Source organism: Escherichia sp. E4736, assembly GCF_005781225.1.
Taxonomy (GTDB): Bacteria; Pseudomonadota; Gammaproteobacteria; order Enterobacterales; family Enterobacteriaceae; genus Escherichia.
Genome location: NZ_VATT01000019.1, coordinates 1 through 24,375, shown reverse-complemented (window position 1 = coordinate 24,375; position 24,375 = coordinate 1). Strand labels below are relative to the sequence as shown.

Annotated in this window: 18 protein-coding genes; 12 read left to right on the top strand and 6 right to left on the bottom strand. The window is 39.2% G+C overall.

Translation table 11 applies throughout. The features are described 5' to 3' along the window. Positions 1-481: 481 nt before the first annotated feature. The 3 genes from FEK46_RS15080 to FEK46_RS15070 all read left to right on the top strand — a co-directional run bounded on the left by FEK46_RS15080 (position 482) and on the right by FEK46_RS15070 (position 6,994). A complete protein-coding gene (locus FEK46_RS15080; RefSeq protein ID WP_240731124.1) occupies positions 482-1,495 on the top strand; it encodes a RepB family plasmid replication initiator protein in 1,014 nt (337 codons plus the stop codon). 2,362 nt (positions 1,496-3,857) lie between these two features. Next, a complete protein-coding gene (locus FEK46_RS15075) occupies positions 3,858-5,279 on the top strand; it encodes a hypothetical protein (protein ID WP_130236384.1) in 1,422 nt (473 codons plus the stop codon). A 1,187-nt stretch (positions 5,280-6,466) separates the two neighbouring features. Continuing rightward, positions 6,467-6,994 (top strand): polymer-forming cytoskeletal protein, encoded by a 528-nt coding sequence (locus FEK46_RS15070; protein WP_165382768.1) that lies wholly within the window; start codon positions 6,467-6,469, stop codon positions 6,992-6,994. A gap of 334 nt (positions 6,995-7,328) precedes the next feature. Here FEK46_RS15070 and FEK46_RS15065 read toward each other — a convergent pair whose 3' ends face one another. The 3 genes from FEK46_RS15065 to FEK46_RS15060 form a co-directional block, all read right to left on the bottom strand. Then, positions 7,329-7,751 carry a hypothetical protein gene (locus FEK46_RS15065; protein WP_240731123.1) on the bottom strand — a complete coding sequence of 141 codons (423 nt, stop codon included), beginning with the start codon at positions 7,749-7,751 and terminating at the stop codon, positions 7,329-7,331. Next, positions 7,711-7,971, bottom strand: a complete 261-nt coding sequence (locus FEK46_RS23730) for an Ig-like domain-containing protein (RefSeq protein ID WP_240730454.1) — start codon at positions 7,969-7,971, stop codon at positions 7,711-7,713. The genes FEK46_RS15065 and FEK46_RS23730 overlap by 41 nt, the downstream gene beginning before the upstream one ends. 482 nt (positions 7,972-8,453) lie before the next feature. Beyond that, positions 8,454-8,993, bottom strand: a complete 540-nt coding sequence (locus FEK46_RS15060; protein WP_130209563.1) for a C40 family peptidase — start codon at positions 8,991-8,993, stop codon at positions 8,454-8,456. A gap of 844 nt (positions 8,994-9,837) precedes the next feature. Here FEK46_RS15060 and FEK46_RS15055 point away from each other — a divergent pair. Then, complete coding sequence (locus FEK46_RS15055; RefSeq protein WP_167852940.1) at positions 9,838-11,049, top strand: conjugal transfer protein TraF; 1,212 nt, start codon at positions 9,838-9,840, stop codon at positions 11,047-11,049. Positions 11,050-11,467: 418 nt separating this feature from the next. On the opposite strand, the gene FEK46_RS15050 is transcribed toward FEK46_RS15055, so the two are convergent. The 3 genes from FEK46_RS15050 to FEK46_RS15040 all read right to left on the bottom strand — a co-directional run bounded on the left by FEK46_RS15050 (position 11,468) and on the right by FEK46_RS15040 (position 13,975). Further along, a complete protein-coding gene (locus tag FEK46_RS15050) occupies positions 11,468-11,812 on the bottom strand; it encodes a hypothetical protein (protein WP_135560380.1) in 345 nt (114 codons plus the stop codon). 510 nt (positions 11,813-12,322) lie between these two features. Next, positions 12,323-12,775, bottom strand: a complete 453-nt coding sequence (locus FEK46_RS15045) for a hypothetical protein (RefSeq protein ID WP_130236385.1) — start codon at positions 12,773-12,775, stop codon at positions 12,323-12,325. A gap of 828 nt (positions 12,776-13,603) precedes the next feature. Further along, on the bottom strand, positions 13,604-13,975 hold the full coding sequence (locus tag FEK46_RS15040; RefSeq protein ID WP_130209569.1) for a winged helix-turn-helix domain-containing protein: 372 nt from the start codon (positions 13,973-13,975) through the stop codon (positions 13,604-13,606). 1,098 nt (positions 13,976-15,073) lie between these two features. Between FEK46_RS15040 and FEK46_RS15035 the strand changes: the two genes are divergently transcribed. The 8 genes from FEK46_RS15035 to FEK46_RS15000 form a co-directional block, all read left to right on the top strand. After that, a complete protein-coding gene (locus FEK46_RS15035) occupies positions 15,074-15,691 on the top strand; it encodes a fimbrial protein (RefSeq protein ID WP_130209571.1) in 618 nt (205 codons plus the stop codon). An 18-nt stretch (positions 15,692-15,709) separates the two neighbouring features. Then, on the top strand, positions 15,710-16,432 hold the full coding sequence (locus FEK46_RS15030) for a molecular chaperone (RefSeq protein ID WP_130236386.1): 723 nt from the start codon (positions 15,710-15,712) through the stop codon (positions 16,430-16,432). 1 nt (position 16,433) lies between these two features. Next, the gene (locus tag FEK46_RS15025) at positions 16,434-17,147 is read left to right on the top strand and encodes a molecular chaperone (protein ID WP_130209575.1); all 714 of its coding nucleotides are present in this window, start codon (positions 16,434-16,436) and stop codon (positions 17,145-17,147) included. 12 nt (positions 17,148-17,159) lie between these two features. Continuing rightward, positions 17,160-17,888, top strand: coding sequence for a fimbria/pilus periplasmic chaperone (locus tag FEK46_RS15020; protein WP_135560381.1), 729 nt, complete (start codon positions 17,160-17,162; stop codon positions 17,886-17,888). Positions 17,889-17,983: 95 nt separating this feature from the next. Beyond that, a complete protein-coding gene (locus tag FEK46_RS15015) occupies positions 17,984-18,538 on the top strand; it encodes a hypothetical protein (protein ID WP_130209579.1) in 555 nt (184 codons plus the stop codon). A 2-nt stretch (positions 18,539-18,540) separates the two neighbouring features. Further along, positions 18,541-21,144: a fimbria/pilus outer membrane usher protein gene (locus FEK46_RS15010; RefSeq protein WP_130209581.1), complete on the top strand. Its 2,604-nt coding sequence runs from the start codon at positions 18,541-18,543 to the stop codon at positions 21,142-21,144. A 4-nt stretch (positions 21,145-21,148) separates the two neighbouring features. Beyond that, complete coding sequence (locus FEK46_RS15005) at positions 21,149-22,057, top strand: hypothetical protein (protein ID WP_131162597.1); 909 nt, start codon at positions 21,149-21,151, stop codon at positions 22,055-22,057. A gap of 305 nt (positions 22,058-22,362) precedes the next feature. Further along, positions 22,363-24,375: hypothetical protein (locus FEK46_RS15000; RefSeq protein ID WP_138160242.1), on the top strand; the 2,013-nt coding region annotated here is incomplete at its 3' end.

Sequence of the window (24,375 nt, the reverse complement as noted above, 5' to 3'; positions counted from 1 at the left end):
TGTTTCTGGGGGCTACATCACAGATAATCAGCTGATGTCTCTTGTCATTCCCGGGTTTTGGCGATGAACTTTTCTGCTCATTACTCATAATTACTTTATTCGTTTAGATCACAGTAGTTGATCCTAAGTAGATCCTTTTAAGATCCTAAATAGATCCCAGATCGCTGTAGCCTGCGTCAACATTGACTTCCGGGCGATCTTGATAAGCTATAGTTTGTAAATTATAAACTATAGCCTGCATTCATATATGCTGTAGCGAGATAAACCCAGGCTGTAGTTTGCAGTCTGTATAAGCTATAGTGAGCACTCTCTATAAAATTAAACGATAGCGATAATGTATTTTTTCTTTATTTTATAATGACATACGGATGCCCTTATAGATTTATACAGGTGTATACACAGGTTACGCACAGCATATCAACAGATGTTTTCTTGTGCTATTAGCTCGGTTATATGGACTGGGTGCCCAAACTTGGAGCTGATTTTGGAAAAAGATATTGATATTAAAGATTTTTTTGATGAAGTAGATAAGCGAACAGGAGAAGTTGTATCTCTTACTCCGAACGCTAATAACACTGTACAGCCTGTTGCGCTAATGCGCCTGGGGGTATTTGTGCCTACCCTCAAATCGCTTAAAAACAGTAAAAAAAATACACTCTCAACGACAGATGCCACTGAAGAGTTGACCAGACTCTCACTTGCTAAGGCTGAGGGTTTTGACAAAGTGGAAATCATTGGCCCGCGACTGGATATGGACAATGATTTCAAAACCTGGGTGGGAATCATACATTCTTTTGCAAAACATAAAGTTATAGGTGATAAGGTTCAGCTTTCGTTTGTTGAATTTGTAAAGCTTTGCGGGATCCCGTCAAGCCGATCGTCTAAAAAGCTTCGTGAACGTATCAGCCCTTCCTTAAAACGGATTGCCGGGACAGTCATTTCGTTTACCAGCCAGACTAAAGAATATACGACGCATTTGGTTCAATCCGCGTACTACGACACAGCTAAAGATATCGTCATACTCCAGGCTGACCCCCGATTATTTGAGCTTTATCAGTTTGACCGAAAAGTTCTGTTGCAGTTAAAAGCGATAAACGCGCTTAAGCGGCGTGAGTCCGCGCAGGCTCTGTACACCTATATCGAAAGCTTGCCCAAAAATCCTGCACCTATCTCAATAGCGCGTTTGCGCGCCAGGCTAAACCTGAAATCGCCTGTTTTTTCGCAAAATCAGACGGTTCGCAGGGCAATGGAGCAGCTGAAAGAGATCGGATATCTGGATTACACGGAGCTGCAACGTGGACGGAGTGTGTATTTTAACGTGCATTATCGCAGGCCTAAGTTAAAAGCTCCCCGCTCTGATAGTGAAGCCTATGAACAACCTGAGCATACAAATGACTCGGTTGATCCTTCTCTGATTGAAAAAGTTAAGTTACTAGAAAAGCTGGGGATTGATCTCAAAGATTTGGAAGCTCTTTTGAACCTTCGTAAAACATAAGCTGTAGTCAGTAGAATGGACTGAATACTCACTATAGTTTATGTTTAATCGGATAGTGTCTTTCGATTTTGCAACGCTGATATCTTCAGTTTTTTATATAACTAGCTGAAAATTAATGTGTTTTATACATCCCCTCTCATTCTTACATCAATAGTGGTGCTGTTCTGCATCACTATTGATTTCTTTTAAGCTTGGTTTTACATAGGATTTTGACGACTTTTGCTCTGCTCAATGGTGTTTGCATCAAGTTAAGGATTACTGATTTAAATATAATAAGTAATAAGCAGATTAAAAAGTAAACACAAATACTATTAATGCAATATAAATCAGATAGTTACTTGTTTTTTGCCTTAGTGCTTATACTCGCTATAGCTTATATTAATCTTAAAAATCGACACTACTCCCTCTCTATAGTTTATGTTACTACCTATAGCATATGTTACTCTCTATAGTTTATATTGCTGCCTATAGTTTATTTAAATGAAACTAACGTACTGATATGCTGAGAAACATCAGCTAAAGAAAAGATAAAGACAGGAAAGCTCAGAGGCCAAAGTTCGGGACGTGGTTATCAGGTAAGAGTGTAAGAAAGCTGATAAAGTGCTTATGACACACTGTTATATTGGTTTGAGCGATGAGGATATAATGTTGTCTGATTAACGAAAGTGCCTGTTATATCTGTATCATTTATCATATGTATTTTTATATCTATATGTTATTTCAAAATAACAGAGCTAATCTGAAGATATCTCTTACAACATCTGTTCTCTCTATAGCTTATGCATCATGATCTGGTTCAGATTGCTTTGATAGCTCTGGCTTCTTGCTCTTTTGAGCGTACGAATGTTTGTGCAATTTAAAATCAATATATGAATAAACAATAAATAATTCAAAACGATAACTATATCCTGGCATTCTAGGTTAGAGCCTGGTGATGATCATACTTATGCTCATGCATATTAAAGATGCTTATTACTCACTGTAGCTTATTTATCCTTAATAAGTATGTTCTGTCTATAGTTTATCATAAGGACAATCCTTCATTATCCTGGTCAGCCAGAGTATAAGATTACTATCTATAGTATTAATTTGAATTGGTCTTTTATAGAAATGACATCAAAACTTGAACCGTCTTTTCTGGCTAATTACCCTTTAATTCTGTTATTCATATGTGTGTTATTCTTTTTTGATTCATATCAGTCTGTAAGTTGAAAAGCTTCCCCCATGATGTCGCCCGATTTTTAGCAGGCTATTTAATTGTTTTCTTCTTGTCATTATTAATTCATTCCTTACGTTCTTAGCCCGCTGTGTGAAGATAGCTTTTCTTTGATCGAGATGCTTAGTCCTTTTTTTATGTCATATGTGGAAAGGTACTCCATTTAATATGGCTGATATGTGGACGTAGTATCCATTTCTGCCATATTTCTCATTGGTAAAAAAAATTATAAACTTATGTATGAAATAATAGTTTGCACTGAGTAACCGTGTGTCGATTTCACCCTGAAATCGGTAGTAAAAAACGCTATAAATCAAAGCTTTATTTGTGTTTTCTCTATGGCGAAATCACCAGGGTGAAGAGGGCTGAAATATCATTCAGTGATTGTTAACACATTATACCTATTGTGACTCTCGACTCATTGGCGCCGGAACTGAAAGTGGAATTTACGGATTGAGTTCTGACCTCAAATTTTTGGGCTATAAAGTCTGTTGATGCGCTTTTCTTACTGCCTGCAAATAGCTACCTGGTCGCTTTATCAATAAAAATCTCACTTAACATTGTTAAATGATGAAACGTTGTTATAAAACGCATCTGTTAAAGGTGTGGACCAACGTATGGTTAATGACTGACAGAGGAACCTTAAGTACACGAATGCTAATGTTGACGATTTCAACCTGAAATTTTTTGAAAAAATTCAGTAAATCAATGGATTGCTTACACTGAAGGTTGGCGAAAGATTTTAATCATCATGAATGAAAAAGGCGGTTCAGTAGAACATGAAATCGCTTTGTATAAGTCAGCATGACTAAATGGCAGATTACAGTAAGGCAACAACCTGATAGAAAAGAGCTTTATTTCGGAATGTAATGGCTACTATGTACCAATAATCCTTCATGTACTTTTCAGGTATGTAGGCAAAAAACGTTTAGATAAATACTGAACTGTTCACCTTGCGACAGTATTGCCATGATGGCTGTTTGACCCAGTTTTTATTTTATTAACATTAACGTTGGAAAATCTGAATAAAAGAACCGTAAGGATTAAGCGTCGGGATCGCAACTGATGATGTGTTCTGTGCTTGTTAAGTCGTGTTAAGACATATCAGCTTAGTGTGCCGATCCTTTTGAAGGGAGAAAATCGCATATGTCAGAAAAATATGTCCAGGTATGCTCTACTGTATGTGCGATGAGTCATTTAGAAACCGCTGCATTGGATGGAATTGAAACGTATTCGACAAAATATCAGCTGGATGTTGCAGGGGTAAACGTCGATTTTAGCAGGGCTGATGCTATTGCTGATTATGCAATTCATAACTGTCTCAATATTATCATGCGTACAATTAGCCCTGATTTTGGCAAGGCGCAGAAAAAAGAAGCGAAGGTAATTGCTGGTTTATTAATGGTATCTTCGCAAATAGCAAAACTATCTGAAAGCGCAGAAAAAGAACTTGCTCAACAAAACTATGTTGAAGCATTGCGTCACCTGGTCTCACAGGCCTGTCTCAGTTTGAGTTTATTGGTATCTACAAATGATAAGTCTGGTTACGGCAACTACCGGCTATTATGCCGATTGCTGGATATAGCAAAAAATTCTGATTGCCGACAGCGGTTGTTGAAGAGGTTTCAGTTAGTAGACGCATACTTTACTATGTGTAGCGTTGACGACCATTGTGTAAAAAAATTAGGGATTAACGGGACATTAGCTTTTCGTAGTGAGACGTCATCACATTATTGCGATGACCTGCCAATACTGGTTCAATTTCCTGTTCAGGTGGTAGATGTAAGCAAAGAACCTTACGCTCTGTCACTTATCAAAAAATATCATTATCCGGCCTTCCCTGAATCCACAATTGAAGGTGATTTTGTTGTTAATGCTCGAATCGCAGAAAAATTAGAGAAAACTCGCCAACAAGCTTTAATACGTTCAAAACGTTACCAGAAAGCAAATGATAAGCTCAATGAAGCAATTAAAATATTACTGCACGATATAACGCGAGGCATTTCTGGTATTTTCGAACTGAATGGGGGAGAGGGGGATTTTAGGGAAATTTATCAATATATAGATGTTGTAAAAAAGGAAAATGAAAACAGAAACGAAGAGTATCAAAAGTGGCAAAAATCATCCTTGCAATATATAGAATATGCGAAAAAATTATTAGATAACACATTGATTATACAGAATAATATACAGAACATCTTTGCGATAGTTGCAGGGTTGGAAGCATTGGGTACTGATTATGTTACAGTAATGGAAAAATATCTTGAATCAAAAGGTTTGATAATAGATGGTAATGATAAAATCAAATCAAAATTCAGGATCCCTGCTATCTCATTAAATGGAAATTTAATAGAATACAATATTGAATGCGGTTCAGTAATATCTATTCTTGCTGAGGCTGAACGTTGTTATTCAGGTAGTGAGAAAACTAAATTTATATGTAAGAGTAATGATGTTATTCCTGTAGTTGATCCTTCTCTTTATTTTGAAGTTAAACAGATCATTGAGTTAGTAACTAATTATAAGAATAGTGCTTCTGAACTTATAAGGTCTATTAGCTCAGGTTGATTTGGCTGTTACTGATTATTTATAAGAACCCGAGCAGCTAATGTCTGGCTCATATCTTTCTCTATTCCTGATGTTATGGATGACTTGCTGATCAGGGGCTCATGGGCAATGCCTGACTTAGCGTTGACTCATTAACCATTTGAATAACTCCCCGGTAATTACCCGAATTGACATAAATGTGCCATTGGTAGAATATTCCAGTGCTGTAGTAAATCTGCGGCCGGGATTAGCCTCCCGACAATCATCGTGCCATATACCGCATTAGCGGTTTTTTTATGCCCTAAGCATGGTCACTTTCGCATATGATGGGTGTACAGGGGCGAAGGCATTCGCGCCGGTTTCATGATGTCCGGTAGGCTAACCCTGTACGGCTCACTACTTTCTCAATACCTTCGCATCGATATCAACACATAACGCTTAACGTGGATTTGTATTGATTAACTAAAACTGGCCATCTCTCAACCAGTTAAGGTGATTCAAGATAGCGTGTATCCAGGACCACCGCGTTTATACCCATGGTGGGCAGCTGGCAACTAACTACCCCTGTTCTTTCGTGAGCCGCCATCAGGCTATAGTCCCATCATTACACCCTTCATGGTTGTTATTGTTGCGATACTTTTTACGCCATCGGCTGTCATGTTCTGTGGAGAGCATATTATCTCTGTTCAGATGGCCAACGACACTTTCTGGTTACCTACCGTTTAGCGCATGACCTCAACCCTTTAGAATTTTCCCCCTGGGCCGATTTGTACAGTGAGTCAATGTACATTGCGGCAGCGATCCTCATTGCAGTCGTATAACCACTGAAGAAGGTATGTTATGTCCCGGTCCATGATTATTGTAAATCAAAGTAAATATGTTGAGATGAGAAGCAATACATCACAGTTATTGTGGGATGAGGTAGCGTACACAATCACAGTAATGGCGACTGTATTTATGGGGAAGTTACCTTGCCTTAACATCATTTGGGATAAGCATCTTCCCGAAGATATCGTTTACAGATGATTTCACCGATGAACTCTATTTCTCATAATTATACAGCGAACAACATGTTTCTGAATGCGGGAATCATTTCCTGGAGTCTGGCATTATTTTTCTGGTATTCAGGAAAGTTTTTTATCGCAGTGATATTGTTTTTTCTCATAATTTTTTCTTTCTCAACGCATTTTTTACAGAAAAGGATACTCATGATGTTTAACAAATCTAAGGCAGCAAAAGATAAATTAGAAATACTTTCAACACCGGAAAGTGTTGTAGACGTCGGTAGTACTGTAAAAAAAATGGAAAACAGAAATTCAGCTAATGAGACAGGGACAGATAGCACGGTTATTGCCAGTGATGTCGTCTTTGATGGCAATATAAATTCTAATAAACAAATATACATCTATGGTTGTGTGAATGGGAACGTAATTGCTAAGGATGGGTTGGTGAAAATAATGCGCAATGGTGTCGTGGAAGGAAATATTACCAGCCGGGAGTTAATTGTGGATGGTAATATAAAAGGGCATTGTCAGTCTGATTCTGTTGATATTTATGAAAATGGCCGTCTGGATGGAACATTGGTTTATATTTCTTTATCTATTAAGAAAGGTGGTGTTTTTACAGGTAAAGCTGAAGTATTAACTCAGGCTCCCGTAAAACAAAAAATTGTCGAGCTAAAAAGTGAGAGCGTCACTGTTGTTCCAGAAAAATGTGCATCACGCGAGAAGCGATAATCTGCACATGGTTGCAATTTAAGAACTGTAACTGGTGAAAGTGCCTGGTCAGGATTTACAACAGACAGGTAATCGATTCCTGCTATGAACGTTAAACGCTTCAGATTTCCTGGAGCATAAAAACGAGCGAAATGCAGTAAGGTTGTACCTCAAACGTCCTCATTCGTACGGTCTGGTGTTGCAGACAGGTTTGGTAAGGATAAGGACTGTATGGATAGCGCAAGAAAGGATCTTTATAAGATCCTTTTTTACTGCGTGTATTTTGATAATTTTAGTGGTTGTTTACTTTACAATAATGAAAATGACAGTGAGCAAAGGAATTTAACCTTTCTCACTACTTGGCTATAGGCTCGCCATAGAATGCTACTGCCTGAACGATATACCCAGAATCAGTGAGCTGATCTAGTCTATTATTCTCTGCACAATAAAATTCATCGTTTTCAGCCGTATAAATGCGACAGTAACCATCTAACTGTGGTTCTAATTTCCATCCAACATTAGCCAATGTGCCCCATTCCTGATAAAGGCCGGTATTAACCTCGCGCCTGTTATATTGTTCATAATTGTTCAAATCGGAATCATTAATATAGCGCCGTGCTGGAAGTTGTCCCTTTACACTTGCAATCCATGTTAAAGCCCCTTCTTTTGTGTGATAAATTTTAGTGCTATATTTAAAATAACGTTTTACAGTAAAGGTATATCCTGACAAAAATTCACTAAGCAAAAATATAAAACGATTTACTACAACAACTTTCATCCACGTTCGGAAAGGTCACTGTGCCATCCTGACTAACAGTCAGTATTTTATCAGGAATACACTTCCAGGCTACGTTAGTATTGTTGGCCGGGTCATCATCAATGACCATCTTAAAGGTAGCACCAGGGAACAGAGTGTTAGGAAAATGATAATCATCAATCATATAATTTTTAATATCAAAAATATATCCATCCACTAAAACACCGGTAATTGCATTCATAAACAACCCCTCATTGCTGGTAAAATTAATATTTTTATTCCTGTAGAATGGAACACTATGGATATTAATAAAATTAAATGAAATCCGATGTTATTTATGGCTTATATACTAACCTGTTTATGGTTATCTTATCGTTCATTCAATCTTATGTACTGTATAATTTATTACCATAGGAATAATAATTATTATATCCTTATGGTGAAGTCTATAAATATCGTTTTAAATCATTTGGTTAATTAATTTGATAGGTATAAAGTGGTGTGCGATATAGAAATAATTTGATATGTCTGGTGAATTGTTCTTCTCGATGATCGCATAAGTGTTCCCCGTTTCCGGGCGGTCTCTCTCCAGAGAGAATGATGGATATATATGACGCTTTCTAAGCACATATCCATTGGAGGGAGAACTCCAGTCCGTCCAGTATAAGGATGTACTGAAGTCCTCCCTGCTTTTGTGTGGTCAGCATACGGAATCGGAACGCCTCAGGAAATCATCAGACGTCTTGCTCCCAGATAATGACGGCGGTAAAAATCTTTTTCCAGGCTGACAATTTTGACATTTTGCCCTGTATGTGGCGCTTCTATGAAATGTCCATTTCCCACATAAACACCGACATGATCGACACGTTCCCCATGTATTGAGAAAAATACCATGTCACCAGGTTGTAGAAGCATATAAGGAACATGGTGTGCCTGTGGCATGGAATACATGCCGGCGGCGGTCCTGGGAAGGGTAATGTGAAAATTCTTACGCCACGCGTACCAGATAAGACCACTGCAATCAAATCCGGTTTCAGGGGAAGCGCCTCCCCAGCGATATGGCTTACCCAGTTGTGCCATCAGCGTATTAATGAAGACTGTATTGGGCGACAATTTATGCTGTCTTGTCGAGTGGGATGTTTTTGTTTTGCGATGATGATTGACGACAGGAGTGTGTCTGATGTGGTGTACCGGCGATGCCAGTGTTGAGGCATGGTAACCTAACATCAGTAAAAACAATAAAGAACGATGATGTCGATACATAATGTAGACCTCTCGTTAATATGTAGAAATTCCGATGCTGTAAATTCATCCGATGATTTCTTTAAGATCTCTTTGAACCCGGGAGTTGGCACGATGTGAAAAACTGTTAACTCTGGACCGGCTTTTGAACGGGTAGAAAAGATCGGATTTTGTTCGTCTATCATTGCAACGGGAGACTGGAATATCCTGATGGTGTCGTGATGAAATTCTGATGGGAAGTCATAAAGCAGGAGCTGTTACAATGAATCTGCTTTCCTATTCAGTGATGGATTAGAACGTGAAATACGAATTGTGTTTTCTTAAAGTAATTTACTGTTTGGTGTGACTATTTTTGTATATCATCAATGGTTTATTTGTTAATGAATTGTACGGTGATGGTGATTTTATTTTACATAAGGCTAAAATATGATGTTTGATAAAAAATCATAACTGAATGAATTTAAATAAACATAAATAAAATAATGTGCAAAATACGGAAAATATGAGAGTCCTGCGTAACACAGGAATGGCGTGCTTGTAAGTCGTAAATTAAATACACATTGTCGTTTATGTAAGTTATATTCATTAAAATCAATAAGTAAGCATTGTCTGATGCTGGACATGGTAGTGCTGAACCAGCCTCAGAGTATTAAAAAAAGATTATTAGTTACTGCGATTAATATCCGTGAACTTACCGATTGGTTAGGTGTCTTGAGTTATAGGAAACAATCTGTTTCGGCATCGATTAAATATCAGCATCTCCCTTCGTGATAACTACGCACTATTTTTTGGGGGCGATGCCTGTATATAGCTTCGGTGGGATTTTTATTAAAAACAATTCATTCTTTTGGCCAGGAAAATAAAAATGAAATTTACGCTAAGTCAGTATTCTCTGCTGACCTGTGCTTTTTTTACTGCTCTGTCTGGTAATGCTCAGTCGTCTACGACCTATATGGAAGCCAGTAATGATGCTATGGGAGGGACGGGAGTTGCATCGTCTCATTATTGTGCGGCAGCACTCGCTAATCCGGCACTGATGACGAGTGCCACCGCTTCCGATGATTTCAGCATGATTCTGCCGTCAGTCGGAGTACAGGTATCGGATCCCGACCATTTGCAGAGCGATGTGGATGCCGTGAAAGATGCCTGGGATCGCTATGATGCAGCTCTATCTGGTGCAGTCGCGCCTTTGGGGGCCGCGACCGATCTGCAACATCAACTGGAGAAATTTAAAAATACACAGGTGAATGTGCTGGCGAGTGTAGGCATGGTCGCGACAGTTCCGAACAGTCAATTACCTTTTGCCCTGATACTGAAGTCATGGGGGACGGCAACGGTGGAAGGAAAGGTCAGCGACCACGATCTGCAATATCTGGATGATGTGACTAAGGGCAAAATTATTCCAACAGCGAGCGATACTGATACGTTGACATCGCGGGCCTATGGTCGTGCGGCGGCAGTGAGTGATGTCGGGATTGCTATTGCTAGGACGTTTGAGACGAACGGGCTCAGGTATTCTCTTGGCGTAACTCCGAAATATCAGCGTGTGGATCTGTTTAATTACAATACCACGGTACAGAATTACGACAGCCACGATTTCCGTAGCCATGAATACCGTAATAATACTCCCGGTATTAATGCCGACATTGGTTTTGCTACTGAGCTGAATGAACACTGGATGCTGGGTCTGGCTGGGCAAAATATTGTTCCCCGTAGTATTGATACGAAAGAAGTTAACGGGCTGAAAGAAACCTTCAGGATTCGCCCACAGGTAACTGCCGGGGGCTCATGGCATAACGGAATCGTGACGACTGCATTGGATTTAGATCTGACGCCGGCCAGTGGTTTTACCCATGATACAAAGCGCCAGTTTGCGGCTATGGGGGCTGAAGTTAACGCCTGGAATTGGGTGCAACTACGTGCGGGCTATCGTCAGAACATCGCTTCTTCAGAGGGTAGCGCCTTTACTGCCGGTATCGGCATTTCACCTTTTAATATGGTACATCTGGATCTGGCAGGCCTGGTGGGCACTGATCGGACATATGGTGCTGTGGCTCAATTAAGCGAGACTTTCTGACAGAAAACAGAATCCGGCTTAGAGTAACATATTACTGTTTTAGTACGGGCATATAGCGGCGCTGTGACAAATATAGTGAAGCGTATGCCCGTAGTTTTTGTGGCAGCTGTCGATGTATGATGTCAGTAGGGGGGAACTATATAGCAATACAATAATGTATCGGTAATGAACAGGGATATATTGAAGAATACAAAATGCGCACTGACTAAAATTCTAACGATAAAGATAATCGAGCGTAATCATATTTAGATGATATTTTCTTTTGAGATAAAAAATACCCACCATGATACATGGTGGGAAAATCGAACAATGAGTAGGACGGTTGTAGCAGGAATTACCTCACACAAGAATCATTATTAACAGGATTAAAAATTGTGTATATAGGGCCATTGCCTGATAATTATTCTTATCACTTACCTTACATAAGCACTTTAACTTTGGATATCCATCCCCTTTGTTGCATACAAAGTTCTATCCACTCATAACGAGTATGTTCATTGACATCAATCACATAACTTCGTAAGGTTGGTGAGCTATCATACTTTTTTTTGCAGTGCCTGTTGTTGCGACATTTTTCGACGTGTGATTCATAAACTGTTCTTTCCGCTACTCTATTCTTAACGGGATATTTCTCTTCAGCCAATGTTCCGCATTCATATTGTGCAGTTGAAAGATCCTGGGCATCAGAGCGAGTGCGTTGCCATTCTGTTGTGCATCCTGATAATATGAATGAGACTAGTAGTAGGACGTGTATTTTTTTCATATCATGTTCCTTATGTTCTGCTTGAGTATCTACTTCTTATATCACACACACTACGTTTGTCTAACTGAACAGTATTGTCGAAGCGAAATACTTATTATTGACCAGTGTAATAAAAATAATATAAAAATAGAAGATTTGTATCAGATATTCAATACAGTTGATTACTTATGTCTGTGATCATTGAAGGTGGTTAAACGTGTCATAATCCTCTGGCGCTTAGATGCTAACTGGCATAAGACTGCTGTTTATCATCCTGGCTGCGAAATGATGACGAAAACTAGGCTACGATAGTTCAGATCGTAAACTCAGTTATGGCTGAGTATGAAATGGACATAGAAAAATAAGAGGAACAACAGTGGCATATACGGCGGAAATCGTGGGGGCGGGTAACCTGAAGTTACTGTAACAAAAAAAGGTATATATCATCAGAGAGTGAACAGCAATAATACTCATTCCTGCCTGGTAACAGGAATGATTTATCTATGATAAATGTGAAGTTGGCGGGGGGGGCTATTGTAAAACGGCATTTCTATGAGGATATGGAGTATGATGATCAATTACAAAGCGGGTCACTTTGCCAGTGATAGAAGATAGATCACAGCGGAAATAAAATGGGATCCATTTCGACCCGTAAATAAGGTATTGGCCATTGCCAGTTAGTCTGATAGGAGTATGTAATATTAAACTATTTTGTTCCCCGTCACTGAGTGTGACTTTCTCGACGAGAGATTCATGTTTTTGTATAACAGTCATTGCAACGGGGAGGCACAGGAATTCTGCTACCTGATGTGCTTCGGTCCACTCATTTTTGATCGCTGTTCTATCTTGTTCATTACTGATTTGTGCCGCCATAATTTCTTCAAGATAATTTTTTTGCTGTGCCGTAAGAACTGAAGAAAAAGCAAAAGCGGGAAGAATTAGTGTGCCGGCAAAAAGTAACCTGGTTGTCATCTTTGTTATCATATAATTCTCCATTAAAAACAATAAAATCCAGGGTTATTGATCTATCAGATACATTCATTTTCACACGAAAAAAAAATAAAATCTTGATGATAATTATGAAATCTGGCATCACCTGTCATTTGATTGTATCAATTAAGAATAACAAGTTACTGAAGAATGTGGTTTTGGTTATAACTTATTGAAAGTGCACATTATGATCGGGTACCAAACCATATAAAGGAACATGTTTAAAATTTACCATGTAACTCTGGACGTAGCCAAAGATAACGAGGGGAGCTGAGGAATCATGCAAGGTGAGCCTCGTCATTGACCTGAACTTGTTAACATTCAAAGGTAAGGTTGTGATACAACCTGGTTATTAAAGCAAATGAAAGGCTCAATAGTGCTACATTTCCTGTTGACAAATTAGCTGAGTAAAAATTTAAAAAAACAATAACGCCGATAATCAAAAGATTGTGGAATATAGAGAGTAACTACAATTATTCTTGATTATTAGTTAAAAAATAACATTTCAGTGATTTATAAATAAAAATGAAGAAGAACGTTTATGCCAATGGTAGCTTGTTTCTTCAATTATAGTTTTGTCAAATTAGTTAATAAATGATTTGTATGTTAATTATATGACCTGTAAGCGTTTTGTCAGAAATGATACTGTGGTTGCTATATTGCAGTGTTAATAAAAAATATTCCCCTGCCATCTGGATGCACAGAGGAACAATAGCTAAAGCATTGCATAATATTGAAATTTAATTATTTTAATGTCACTAATAAGGAATTAAACTATTAGGCTACATAAATAATTATAGGTATAGTGTGTGTAGCGTGAACTCAAATAAAATTTAATATTAGTGAAACAAATCGAGTGATTAAATTACGTCTTATCGTATTTCCAGCTCCTTGTGCATGAATGGTCATTTTATAACCTCGTTTGTAAATGTTTTCAATTATCACTGGTCCACCGACAGCATCAATTTTTCTACGAAGCTGAAGAATAAGCTGCTGAATATTATTATTACTGATCACCTCCCATCGTTCTCCCCAAACAGATTGAGCAAGCTCATTTCGTGGTAGAATACTATCTGACTGCTGCTTATGCAGCAGCAACGAAAACAACGCCGCTTCTTTTGGGCTTAATCTGGTCGATTTTTTTCCAAACATAAGCACACCGGTTTCATCATCAAAATTCAATTCAGGGTTCATATTATATCTCCTTGCCAAATATGTATTACCATATAAACATTAATCTATTATCAATACGTGAAACTGGTTAAAACATAATGATTAATAACCACCTGATAACAGAATTCTGATACTGTCATAATTGTTTTTTATGTCCCTGGTGATTTCTTATGTGAATTTTGGCAGGCACTTATGTAAATCAAAAGTTTAATAAGCAAGATAAAATTACTTAACGAAATGAACTATACACAAAGAACCTAAGGTGATTTATTCACTATCTTAAAATAAGTAATAATTCGGGATGCCATCAGCGTCGCTATATCAGGAAGGGGGGGGGCGACATCGAATCCCTGAATTCTTGTACACTGACGAAATGCAGGTTGTTGCAAGTATGCCCATTCATTAATTTTCATATTTACCGTATCGGATTCATATGAAGACTGTACAGTGATGATACATGAGCCTGATATTGACAATATCAGGCTGATCTTTTTTATCTCATTGATTAAGTGAGGGATATGAAACACATAGATGGGTGCATACCAACAAATGATTAGCTGTTATCGATGCTTCAGATTTCGTCCACGACCATAACCAGTCTACCGCAGAACTACCGTTTACAGCCTTTATTCATCAACTCGTGGATAAGGTGACCAATCTACGGTGGTTTATGCTGGCGCTGAGCTCTGGCAATCATAATGGAGCTTCATCGTTCAGAAGTCGTCAATACCATCGCCAGCTCATTTACCACACCTCCTGATGTACCGGTGTTCCTGGCCCGACTTATTGTTGATGGATGATGACAACTTCATGTTGCGTAGCATGATCCTCAGAAAGGATAAAATCAAATAGCTTCAATGAGTACAGGTATAGTGTTTTATTTTTTTTAGTGAACAATTTTAATCCAGGAATTTAGCTAAAAGGCGTAATTATTGTTTTGAAATATATCTTCTTTTTTTCTTTTTTTATCTTGTTTCTGATACTATTTCTGATTTACAGAGCTGTATATACTCAATTACGAGATTTTTTGATTGTTAGCGATATATTTTCCTGAAAGTGAGTTTTAGTTTTGTAACTGGATTCAGGAATGACAAGGGAATTTAGCTATTGTTGTAAATAATGAGTAAGGTAATTATTGTGAAATATTGGTATTCGCTAAGTATTCTGACGGCTATAGTTACAATGGGAGTATGGAATAACGCTATAGCAATTGGCAAACCAGCTCATATTGATGTCTATGCAGAAATTTCGGAAACAACATGCGATATTAGTGTATCAAATGAAAGCATAGTATTAGGTACGTTCTCAAAAAATGATTTTGCAAAGTCAAAAACAGATGTGGGAACAAAATCTTTTGACTTAAGGGCCTCTAATTGTACCGAGTCCGGTAGTTCACAAGGAACTGTTCCGGGTGATGGAGGGGTTTATGCTGAAGTATTATTTAGTCCAGGAATGGGTATTCCTGGTGAGCCAACATTATGGAGTAATACCGGGATAAACGATGTTGGCGTGGTTCTCAAAGGTCGTGTGTATGATTTTGCGGCCAATACATCCACTATGACAGAAATTAAAAACAATGATTATATTCAGTTGGCCAACGTGTCTAAAGGCGATGTGATAAGTTCAATTGATGGAAAACAAACAACGTTGACCGCATCATTACAGGCGATAAATGCGAATACTGCGTCTGCTCAGCATATTAAAGTGCCTGTGGATTTTATGATGATTTACCAATAAGCATACGGTAAAAGGGTTATGTTGATTAAATTTTCACTGAGTTTGTTGTTTCTTTTTTTATTGCCATCTGCATGGGCAGATGGGATTGGAATTAATGCGTTAAGGATAATTTATCCAGCAGGAAAGACATCAGTTTCGGTAAGTTTGAGAAATAATACTGACAATACCTGGTTGATGCAAAGTTATATTACCAGAGTTAGTGCCGGTAAACCGGATAGTCAGTACTTTAAAGTACTTCCTGGAATTGAAAAAGTTTCGCCAAGAAATGAATCAATAGTCAAAATGATTGCGTTGGAAAATGTTGACAAACTTCCCCGTGATAGAGAGTCAGTTTTTTATTTTATCTCTCGTGGTATTATCACATCAGAACCATTACAAGATGTGATACTACCTGAAACTCAGGCTGGAATTATATTTTCTTTATCCTCACAAATAAAAATGTTTTACCGTCCAGTTGGATTGACGGAAGAGGGGGCTGATGAAGCAGCCAAAGAAATTGTATTTAATCGTACTGCTACGGGCGTCAAAATTATGAATAATAGTCCGTATTACATTTCGCTTCATGACCTCTTTTTTGGTCATAATAGTATAGCTACTATTACTCTGAAAAATATGGGGATGATCTCTCCCTTTGAGTCTATAGACCTAACGTCCACAAAAATTGGGAACAACCGACAGGTGTCATGGGTCACTCTCAACGATCTTGGTATGGCAGAAATGCATCAGGGAAAAGTTCATTAATATGCGCACCCTGTACTTTTTGTTCATTATCTTATGTTTACCTGTAAAAAGTCATGCTGATGGGTTAAGTATTGATCATACCAGGGTCATTATGAGCTCTACATTGCACAGCACAGAGATAGTGATTAGCAATACCAGTAAATATACCTGGCTTGTGCAGAGCGGAATTGTTCATTCTCTCGGCAGTACAGAGAAACTAACACCCTCGGAAAATTTTTACATTTTGCCACCGATTTTCAAATTGCCATCAGGTCAGTCGCAAACAGTACAGATAATTCGTCGGCAACCGGTATGGCAACATAATCAAGAAACATTACAATACATTGTTTTCAAGAGCATACCTGCAATTGATAAAAAATTTTTTGAACTGAACAAAGTCAAACAGCAGCTATCGGTATCACTGAGTTTAATTATTAAACTTCTTTCACGTCCCGCTGACCTTAATGTATCGTGGGAGAAGTCTGTTTCATTATTATCATTTACGAAAAAAGAACATGCGTTGACGATCAGCAATACCAGTCCGTATTTTATGACGCTTAGCAGAGTTTTTGTCAATGGAACAGAAATAGCATTAGATGGTAAACAGAGAACAATAACCCCTTTTAGTAAAATTACACTTGATAAGGTAATAACATCGTCAGGGGATGAAATTAAATGGACCCTCATCAATGGTCAGGGCGGTGAAACCAGAATGATGACGTACAATTTATTATAACAAAGGATATCTATGCCCTTTCTGCGCAAGATAGTTGTGTTTCTTATAATAGTAATAACAAACAAAGGGTTGTGCGATGAGACTACACAGGGTATTTTCATTAATAAAACTAAACTGGTCTTCTCTTCACATTTAAATAAAATCGTGCTCAGGGTGGTTAACCATACAGCCGAGCATTATTTATTACAGGCAGTAATTCAAAGTTACGATCCTAAAACGGGTATGGCAGCTAATGATAATCAAGTCTCACCCTTTATAGTTTCTCCTCCTGTCCACGAACTACGTGCCGGTGATGATACCTTAGTGTCTTTACTTGCAGTGCCGTCACGCGCGATTCTCTTACCATCAAGCAGAGAAAGTTTATACTATTTGACGCTAAGACTAATACCATCTGAAATTAAAATGTATAATTCGGTTAAGTTACGCTTAGTCACTGCTTATAACATCAGGGTCTACTGGCGCCCGATGTTTGATTCAATTAAGGAAAAAGATATTTATTTTTCTTGCAATAATGGTGAATTAAATATTTTAAATCGCTCGGGTTATTACAGGGAAGTGACGCAGCTATTTATTGATAAGTATAAGATAAAAAAGTCTCTACTTATTAGACCCGTACCACCTTATGGTAAATTGGAAATAAATACTTCTGTTCAACATTGCTCACCTGGCGTGCATCAGGTTTCATGGCGTTTTCTGGATGACTCTGGTGTGCCATCTGATTTATATCAAATGGATTTTTAGCGAGTTGTGATATGAATGTTTTGATAAGAAAATTCCCCTATATTTTTTGTAGCATTCTGATTTTTTTTGCCCCTGTTGTTACGCAGGCAATTACGATGCCAACTCCGACATCTGCTCCTTTAGAGGAATATGCATATTTAAACTTTCATGCAGTTGTTGAAGCCACAACATGCGATATCTCTCTGGATAAAACAGAGGTTGAAACGACGATAAATAAATCGGTACTGGCTGCTGTAGGTCCAAATAATGTCTATCCGCTTGATATTCTCGAACTAACTCTGAATAACTGCACAGGCCTCATTGATGCGGGAAAGAATGTGATGGTTGGTTTTAGCGGGCAGGTGGCAGATACTGATCGCACTTTCCGTGCAGCAGATTCGAAAAATGTTAAGTTATCCGCTGTTTTTAATTTTACCGATCAATTTACGGCACCCAACATTGCACATTGTAACCAGGGTAATGTGATTAATTATAATAATCTTACTGCAAATTTACTTCCCTGGCCAGTAACGCCAGCTCCTTCAGGTGAACTCCACTCATTGAATGATAGCAAGGCAAAACTATTCACAGGCATTTGTGTTCCGCCTGATGGTGATTCCGGAAATGGTCAATTTCACGCTGCATTAGATATCACATTATTCTTCATCTAATCATGAATCATAAGAAACTTATTGATCTGCTCTTATCCAGAGTCGAAACAAACCTTCTCAGATTATCATTAATATTAATGATTGTTGGGCCATTTTTTTCCCAGAAATCGTGTCATGCTGAAGATTATTTCGATCCTGATCTACTGGTGACAGACCAGCAGGGCAGCATAGAAAAAATAGACCTTAGTCAGTTTGAAAAGGAATCATCACTTGCTGAAGGAACATATCTGGTTGATGTTATTGTTAATACTGTATGGATATCTTCAGAAATGGTTAAGTTTAAGGTATCTCCCCACGGAGAAAAACTGACTGCGCAGTTAAACCGCGAACAACTTAGTCGTTGGGGCGTTAATACTAATAGTAATGACGCACTTGCAGCTTTAAAAAACGGTGAATATATTGATGATTTGTCACGTGTTATTCCTGGCGCAACGCTTCGTTTTGAACAGCAGAAACTAAAACTTAATGTTGAGATTCCTCAAATAGTAATGAAATCATCTGAATCCTCTCAGCTTCCTGCAGTTGACAAATGGGATGACGGCATACCCGCTCTGATGTTTAACTATATGTTCAGTGGTATGCAAAGTGATGCTGATTTCTCCAACAGACATGCAAGAATGCGTTCTTTTTTTCTTTCATCACAAGGTGGTGCAAATTGGGGACCATGGCGGTTACGCAGTTCCATTACATGGTCGCAACAGGCAAATTCACCGACATTCTCTAACCGATATATTGCGAGAGATCTAAAACAATTAAAGAGTGAACTTACTCTGGGAGAAACCTGGACACAAAATGACATACTGGACAGTATTAATTTTACAGGTCTTAAGTTGAGATCCAGTGATGACATGAAACCTGACAATCAACGTGGTTTTGCTCCTGTTATTTCTGGTATTGCCAGCTCGCGTGCGCAGGTTAGTATTTATCAGAATCATAATCTCATCTATCAGACATCCGTTGCTGCTGGAGATTTCCGGCTAACAGATATCCCACAGACAATGAATAGCGGTGAGTTGACGGTAATTGTCCGGGAAGCAAATGGTAATACCCAGCAGTGGGTTCAACCCTATACCGGACTCCCCGTCATGCAGCGAAATGGCCATGCTGAATATGAGTTTGAGATGGGGAAAGCTATATTTAACTCTTATCATAAGGATGTTAAACCAGCATTCGAACAGGGAACTCTTATTTATGGTTTACCTGCAAACACTACTGGCTATGGTGGCTTTTTGCTTTCTCGAAATTATGTAGCCATGACGGCAGGTGCTGGCGTTTCACTGGGAGAATTGGGCGCTGTATCGATTGATAATACCTGGTCTCATGCAAGCCAACCTCATAGTTCTACGGTATCGGGTAATGCATGGCGACTTAAGTACTCAAAAAATCTTCTTACTACGGGTACAACTATTGATATCTACGATTTTCGTTATGCGTCGCGTGGTTATATGTCCTTCATGGATAGTCAGACTTTACCTGTTATAACTTCTTTAATGGGGAGTCAGGTATTAGGTGCATTATACAGAAACAGAAGGCGTCGCCGGAATTTACAACAAATCATTTTGCGACAAAATTTTAGTCATTGGGGAAATTTGAATCTTAGCGCAATTCATGAGGATTACTGGAATTCAAGTGAAACTGATAACCGTTTTAGTTTTGGATATGGATTGTCTGTTAGTTCGGTTTCTCTGTCGTTAAACATCTCCGTTAATAAAAATCAGCTCACCATGCCAGGGCAGAAAAAGAATTGTGAGGTTTCTTTTAACCTTTCAGTACCGCTGGATACCTTCTCATCCAATTCAAATTCCCGTTATGGTGATCTCAGTTATCAGGCAATTCGCGACCCTCGGGGGGATTTTAGTCAAATGGCCAGCCTTTCCGGAATGTTAAATGACAACTGGAATTATGAGTTTGGACAGTCATCGTCACAAGGCCAGGATGCGATGACAATGTTAAACATGGGGTATGACGGAAGTACGGGTAATGCGCAATTTGCCTATGACTGGAGTCATCATCAGAAGACGGCGAGCGCCAGTGCTACTGGCGGCGTTGTCATCCATCCTTGGGGAGTGACGCTGGCACCTGTTTTAGGGGATAGTATTGCTCTGATCCGCGCCCCCGGCGCTTCCGGGGTTCATATCGTTAATACTCACGAAAATACTGATTGGCGAGGTTATGCCGTGGTTCCATCACTCACTAATTATCGCTATAACGCTATTAATCTCGATCCTGATGGTCTGGATAGCCACGTTATGTTAACGGAAACCGGAAGACGCGTTGTGCCGACAAAAGGTGCTGTTGTTGTTGCAGAATATCCCGTACGCACCGGAAGGCAGGCCATTATAACGTTGCATTATCAGCGAGGTGTTGTCCCTTTTGGTGCGATAGTAAGTCTAGCGACGGATCATAATAAAGGGAATGCGGGAATTGTTGGTGAAAATGGTGAAGTTTACTTATCCGGATTAACTGATGAAGGATACTTACACGTTATATGGGGTAGTGAAATAAATAAACAGTGCAGTACATCTTTCAAACTACCGCACGATTCCGACCGTTATTTAGATGAATTAACCCTGACTTGTCATCAACACCCCCTTTCCTCGAGATAAACTTATGTTCAGATTTATGTTCCTGCTGTTCCTTATGGTCTGTTCTTGTTCCCACGCAGCATCATTCTTAGCAACATCTGTCTCTGATGGCAGCCAGGCGCAATGCGAAATTACTGGCATAAGTCATACACAAGGTGCTGTTTTTCCTGTTGCGCTTGGTGTTCGCTGTAGTTACCAAACACAAAATAATCGAAAATTTGCACTGTCCATTGGGAGTTCCATTACTGTCGATATTTCCGTGAGCTGTAACGGACTTCTGAACACGCCTCCTTCACCATTGGGAAAAGTGTTGTCCCCTACAGGAACAGATATGAGCTCTTATTACCCTTTGGGATATTTGTTTAATGCAGGAGCAGGACAAATTTTATGTCAGATATTTTTTAATAATTCCAACCAAATAGTGAAGCCTGGATTATACGTTGCCGGGTTATTTAGTGATTATCAGGGCCAGCCAGACGCATGGGAATTGGATGGTTATGTCGCAATCAATAATAAGACCGTACCACAAGATACTGGTTCTGTTTACTGTTATCTTATTACTCCTCAAAACACTATAGATATGGGGATTATAAAACCGAATAGTGAGTCAAAACAGATGAGCATTGATGTTGGGGTTAATTGTTCTGGGGCAACCCCTTCGATGGATACTGAACTGGGCTATTCTGTGCGATTTAGTAAATTTAATTGTTCTACTGATTGTTCGTTACTGGGTGAATATGTTCCTTATCCTGGCAGTGTTGCCGATCCCGGCGATGATCCGCAAACCGGTTTTACTATGAATGATGTTATGCAGTTTAAAAATGGTCAGACGACGAATACAAAAAACTATACCACGTTATGGAAAATCAGAGATAACAGCGGAAACCCCAGAGATATTTCGGCTAAAGCATATGTGGATATATATTATTATTAGAATTTAGTTTTTTTATATCAACACTCTCTTCAGGATTAAATCCATAGCATTATGCATATGCACGGCTGATACTATGTTTTATATTATTTTACTGCCATTATTCCAATTAAAATTATTCCCCTTTAAAGCACCATTTCTAACCAGTTTATATGTGGGTGTTTTCAATTATATTTTAATGATTAATTTAAACGATAGCCTGTAATACTTATTACTGTTTATTATAACTGTTTTATGGTTTTTTATTTATTTTGATTTTTATTAATCTTGTTGAATCTAATCAGAGAGCAAAGGATCAAGGTTTTGATATGACTTCAACAGTATATGAAAAAAAAACCACGCATGATGGGTTAACAGTCACATTAAGCATGCGTAAAGGTGTTTATAGAGGAGGCTTATACTTCGACAGTGCTGACCTTGGGTATCTTGGGGATATCGAAAAATATCATATTTATTATCTTTTGAAGGTAACTGATAAATATGGTAATCCTGTTTCTGGAAAACAAATAAAGCTATGTGTAGATGCTATTACATTTCATACAGTCTCTGATTATAACGGTTTTGAACCAGTAATAAACTACTCTGGAGATTTGAAGCAAAGTAATCCTGAGGTTAGTGTCTGGACTAATGTAAACATTGACAGCAATGGTGAGTATCTCGCTGGCTTGCTCCCTTGTCTGATAAAAAAAGGGAACAGCCAAACTAAACGAAATACAGTTGGACCATATACTTATGCAGTCGTTGAATTGGTTTTTATTGTTGATGATGTTGATATTCGAGCTGTAATGAATATTGATGACACTTTCGAACCACTAAATCTTTCACCGCTGTATGATTATCCAGTGGTAACTAATTCCACAGGTAACTATAGAGATATCACTGATACAGTAATTTACTATCCATCAGTTTATGATCTTGAATACCCACAGTTAAGTAAAAAAGTGTATTTTGGGTTTCGTGAAGATGCTATTTACATACATGAGGCAAAAGATCTGGTCGGGGTTTCGGTAGATGAAAATAATCGAGCTAAAATGCCATTTACTGAGAGTGAAATTAATAATCGAGCTGTCTGGGCTTATGGAGCTAATACATCTGGTTTTTTATCTGCACCGTTACGTTGTCGGGAGGCTAATTCTCAACCCAAATCCGAAATTATAATCAGCCCGCAAAATAACAGTAATATCTTTCCCGGGCAGACGGTTTATGCCACTTTCCAGTATCAACTGAAAACCGGTGAAAGTTTTTCCGGAACCGAATGTCCATTTAAATTAAACCGGGGGAATTTTTATCCTCCTGATATCTCCTGGTGGCAGGACGGCAATACCTTATATGGCGGCTGCTTACTGACTGTGAATGACAGCCTGAAGAAAGGTGACCAATTGTCGTGGACGGTTTCCTGCTGCCTGGACAATAGCGGCATTCCGCTTGCCTCTGAAACCGTGACCTGGAATGTAGCCTGGGATGCCGATATTGATGTTGACGTCACTTTTGTCGCCGATACGTCTGCATTAATTGATTACAGCAATGACAGCACGCGACCATTATCTTCTCGTCCCACCATGACCTGGCGACTGACCGTGCCGGGACTCAGAAACACCCAGGCCTGTTTTTATCCCCTCGTGACCCGCATTACTGAAGATGCCATCATCAGCGACGCCTCGTTCAGTGAAATTGTCCCCTGTGCGGCAGACAGAACCAGTGGGGATTATTTTTACGTCATGCTGGACGACCTGGGGAGCGCTGTCATTAACGTGCAGCCCCGGGAAAACCGCACGCTGCTTACCGCGTTCAGCGCCGGGATTTATGGCGTCGGGACGATGGTCAACACCGCGAACTTTTTTATCAACAGTGCCTGGGAGGCTGCGACGGCGCCAGCTGTCAGCGTGGCAGAAGGGCAGAACCCTCAGGCGCGCCCCGGTGATGACAGCTATGGCCTGGCGACATTTCCGCTGCTTTCTAACTGGGAGGCGGTGAAGGAGCACGACCTGCTCGGCGGCGCGGTGTATCTGTTTGCCGGAAAAGAGATACAGAAAAAGAACCACTACACGCCACTGACGTTACTGGGAAAAACGCAGATCCCGCTTAAAGCCAGTGGTGGCGCACCCGATATCGCCCTGTATTTTACCGAATCTAATTTCGAGGCCGGAAAGACTTATTACATCCATGCCTGTCTTGTCGAAAATGCCTATCTGCACAAAGGGGTGAATTATCTCCGTCTGCAGGAAATCAAATTTGAAATTCCGCAGGACCAGCCTGCCGCACCGGACGGGGTGAAGCGGACCTATCGTGCACCGGAATTTGTCTGTAAAGACGGCGCGGTT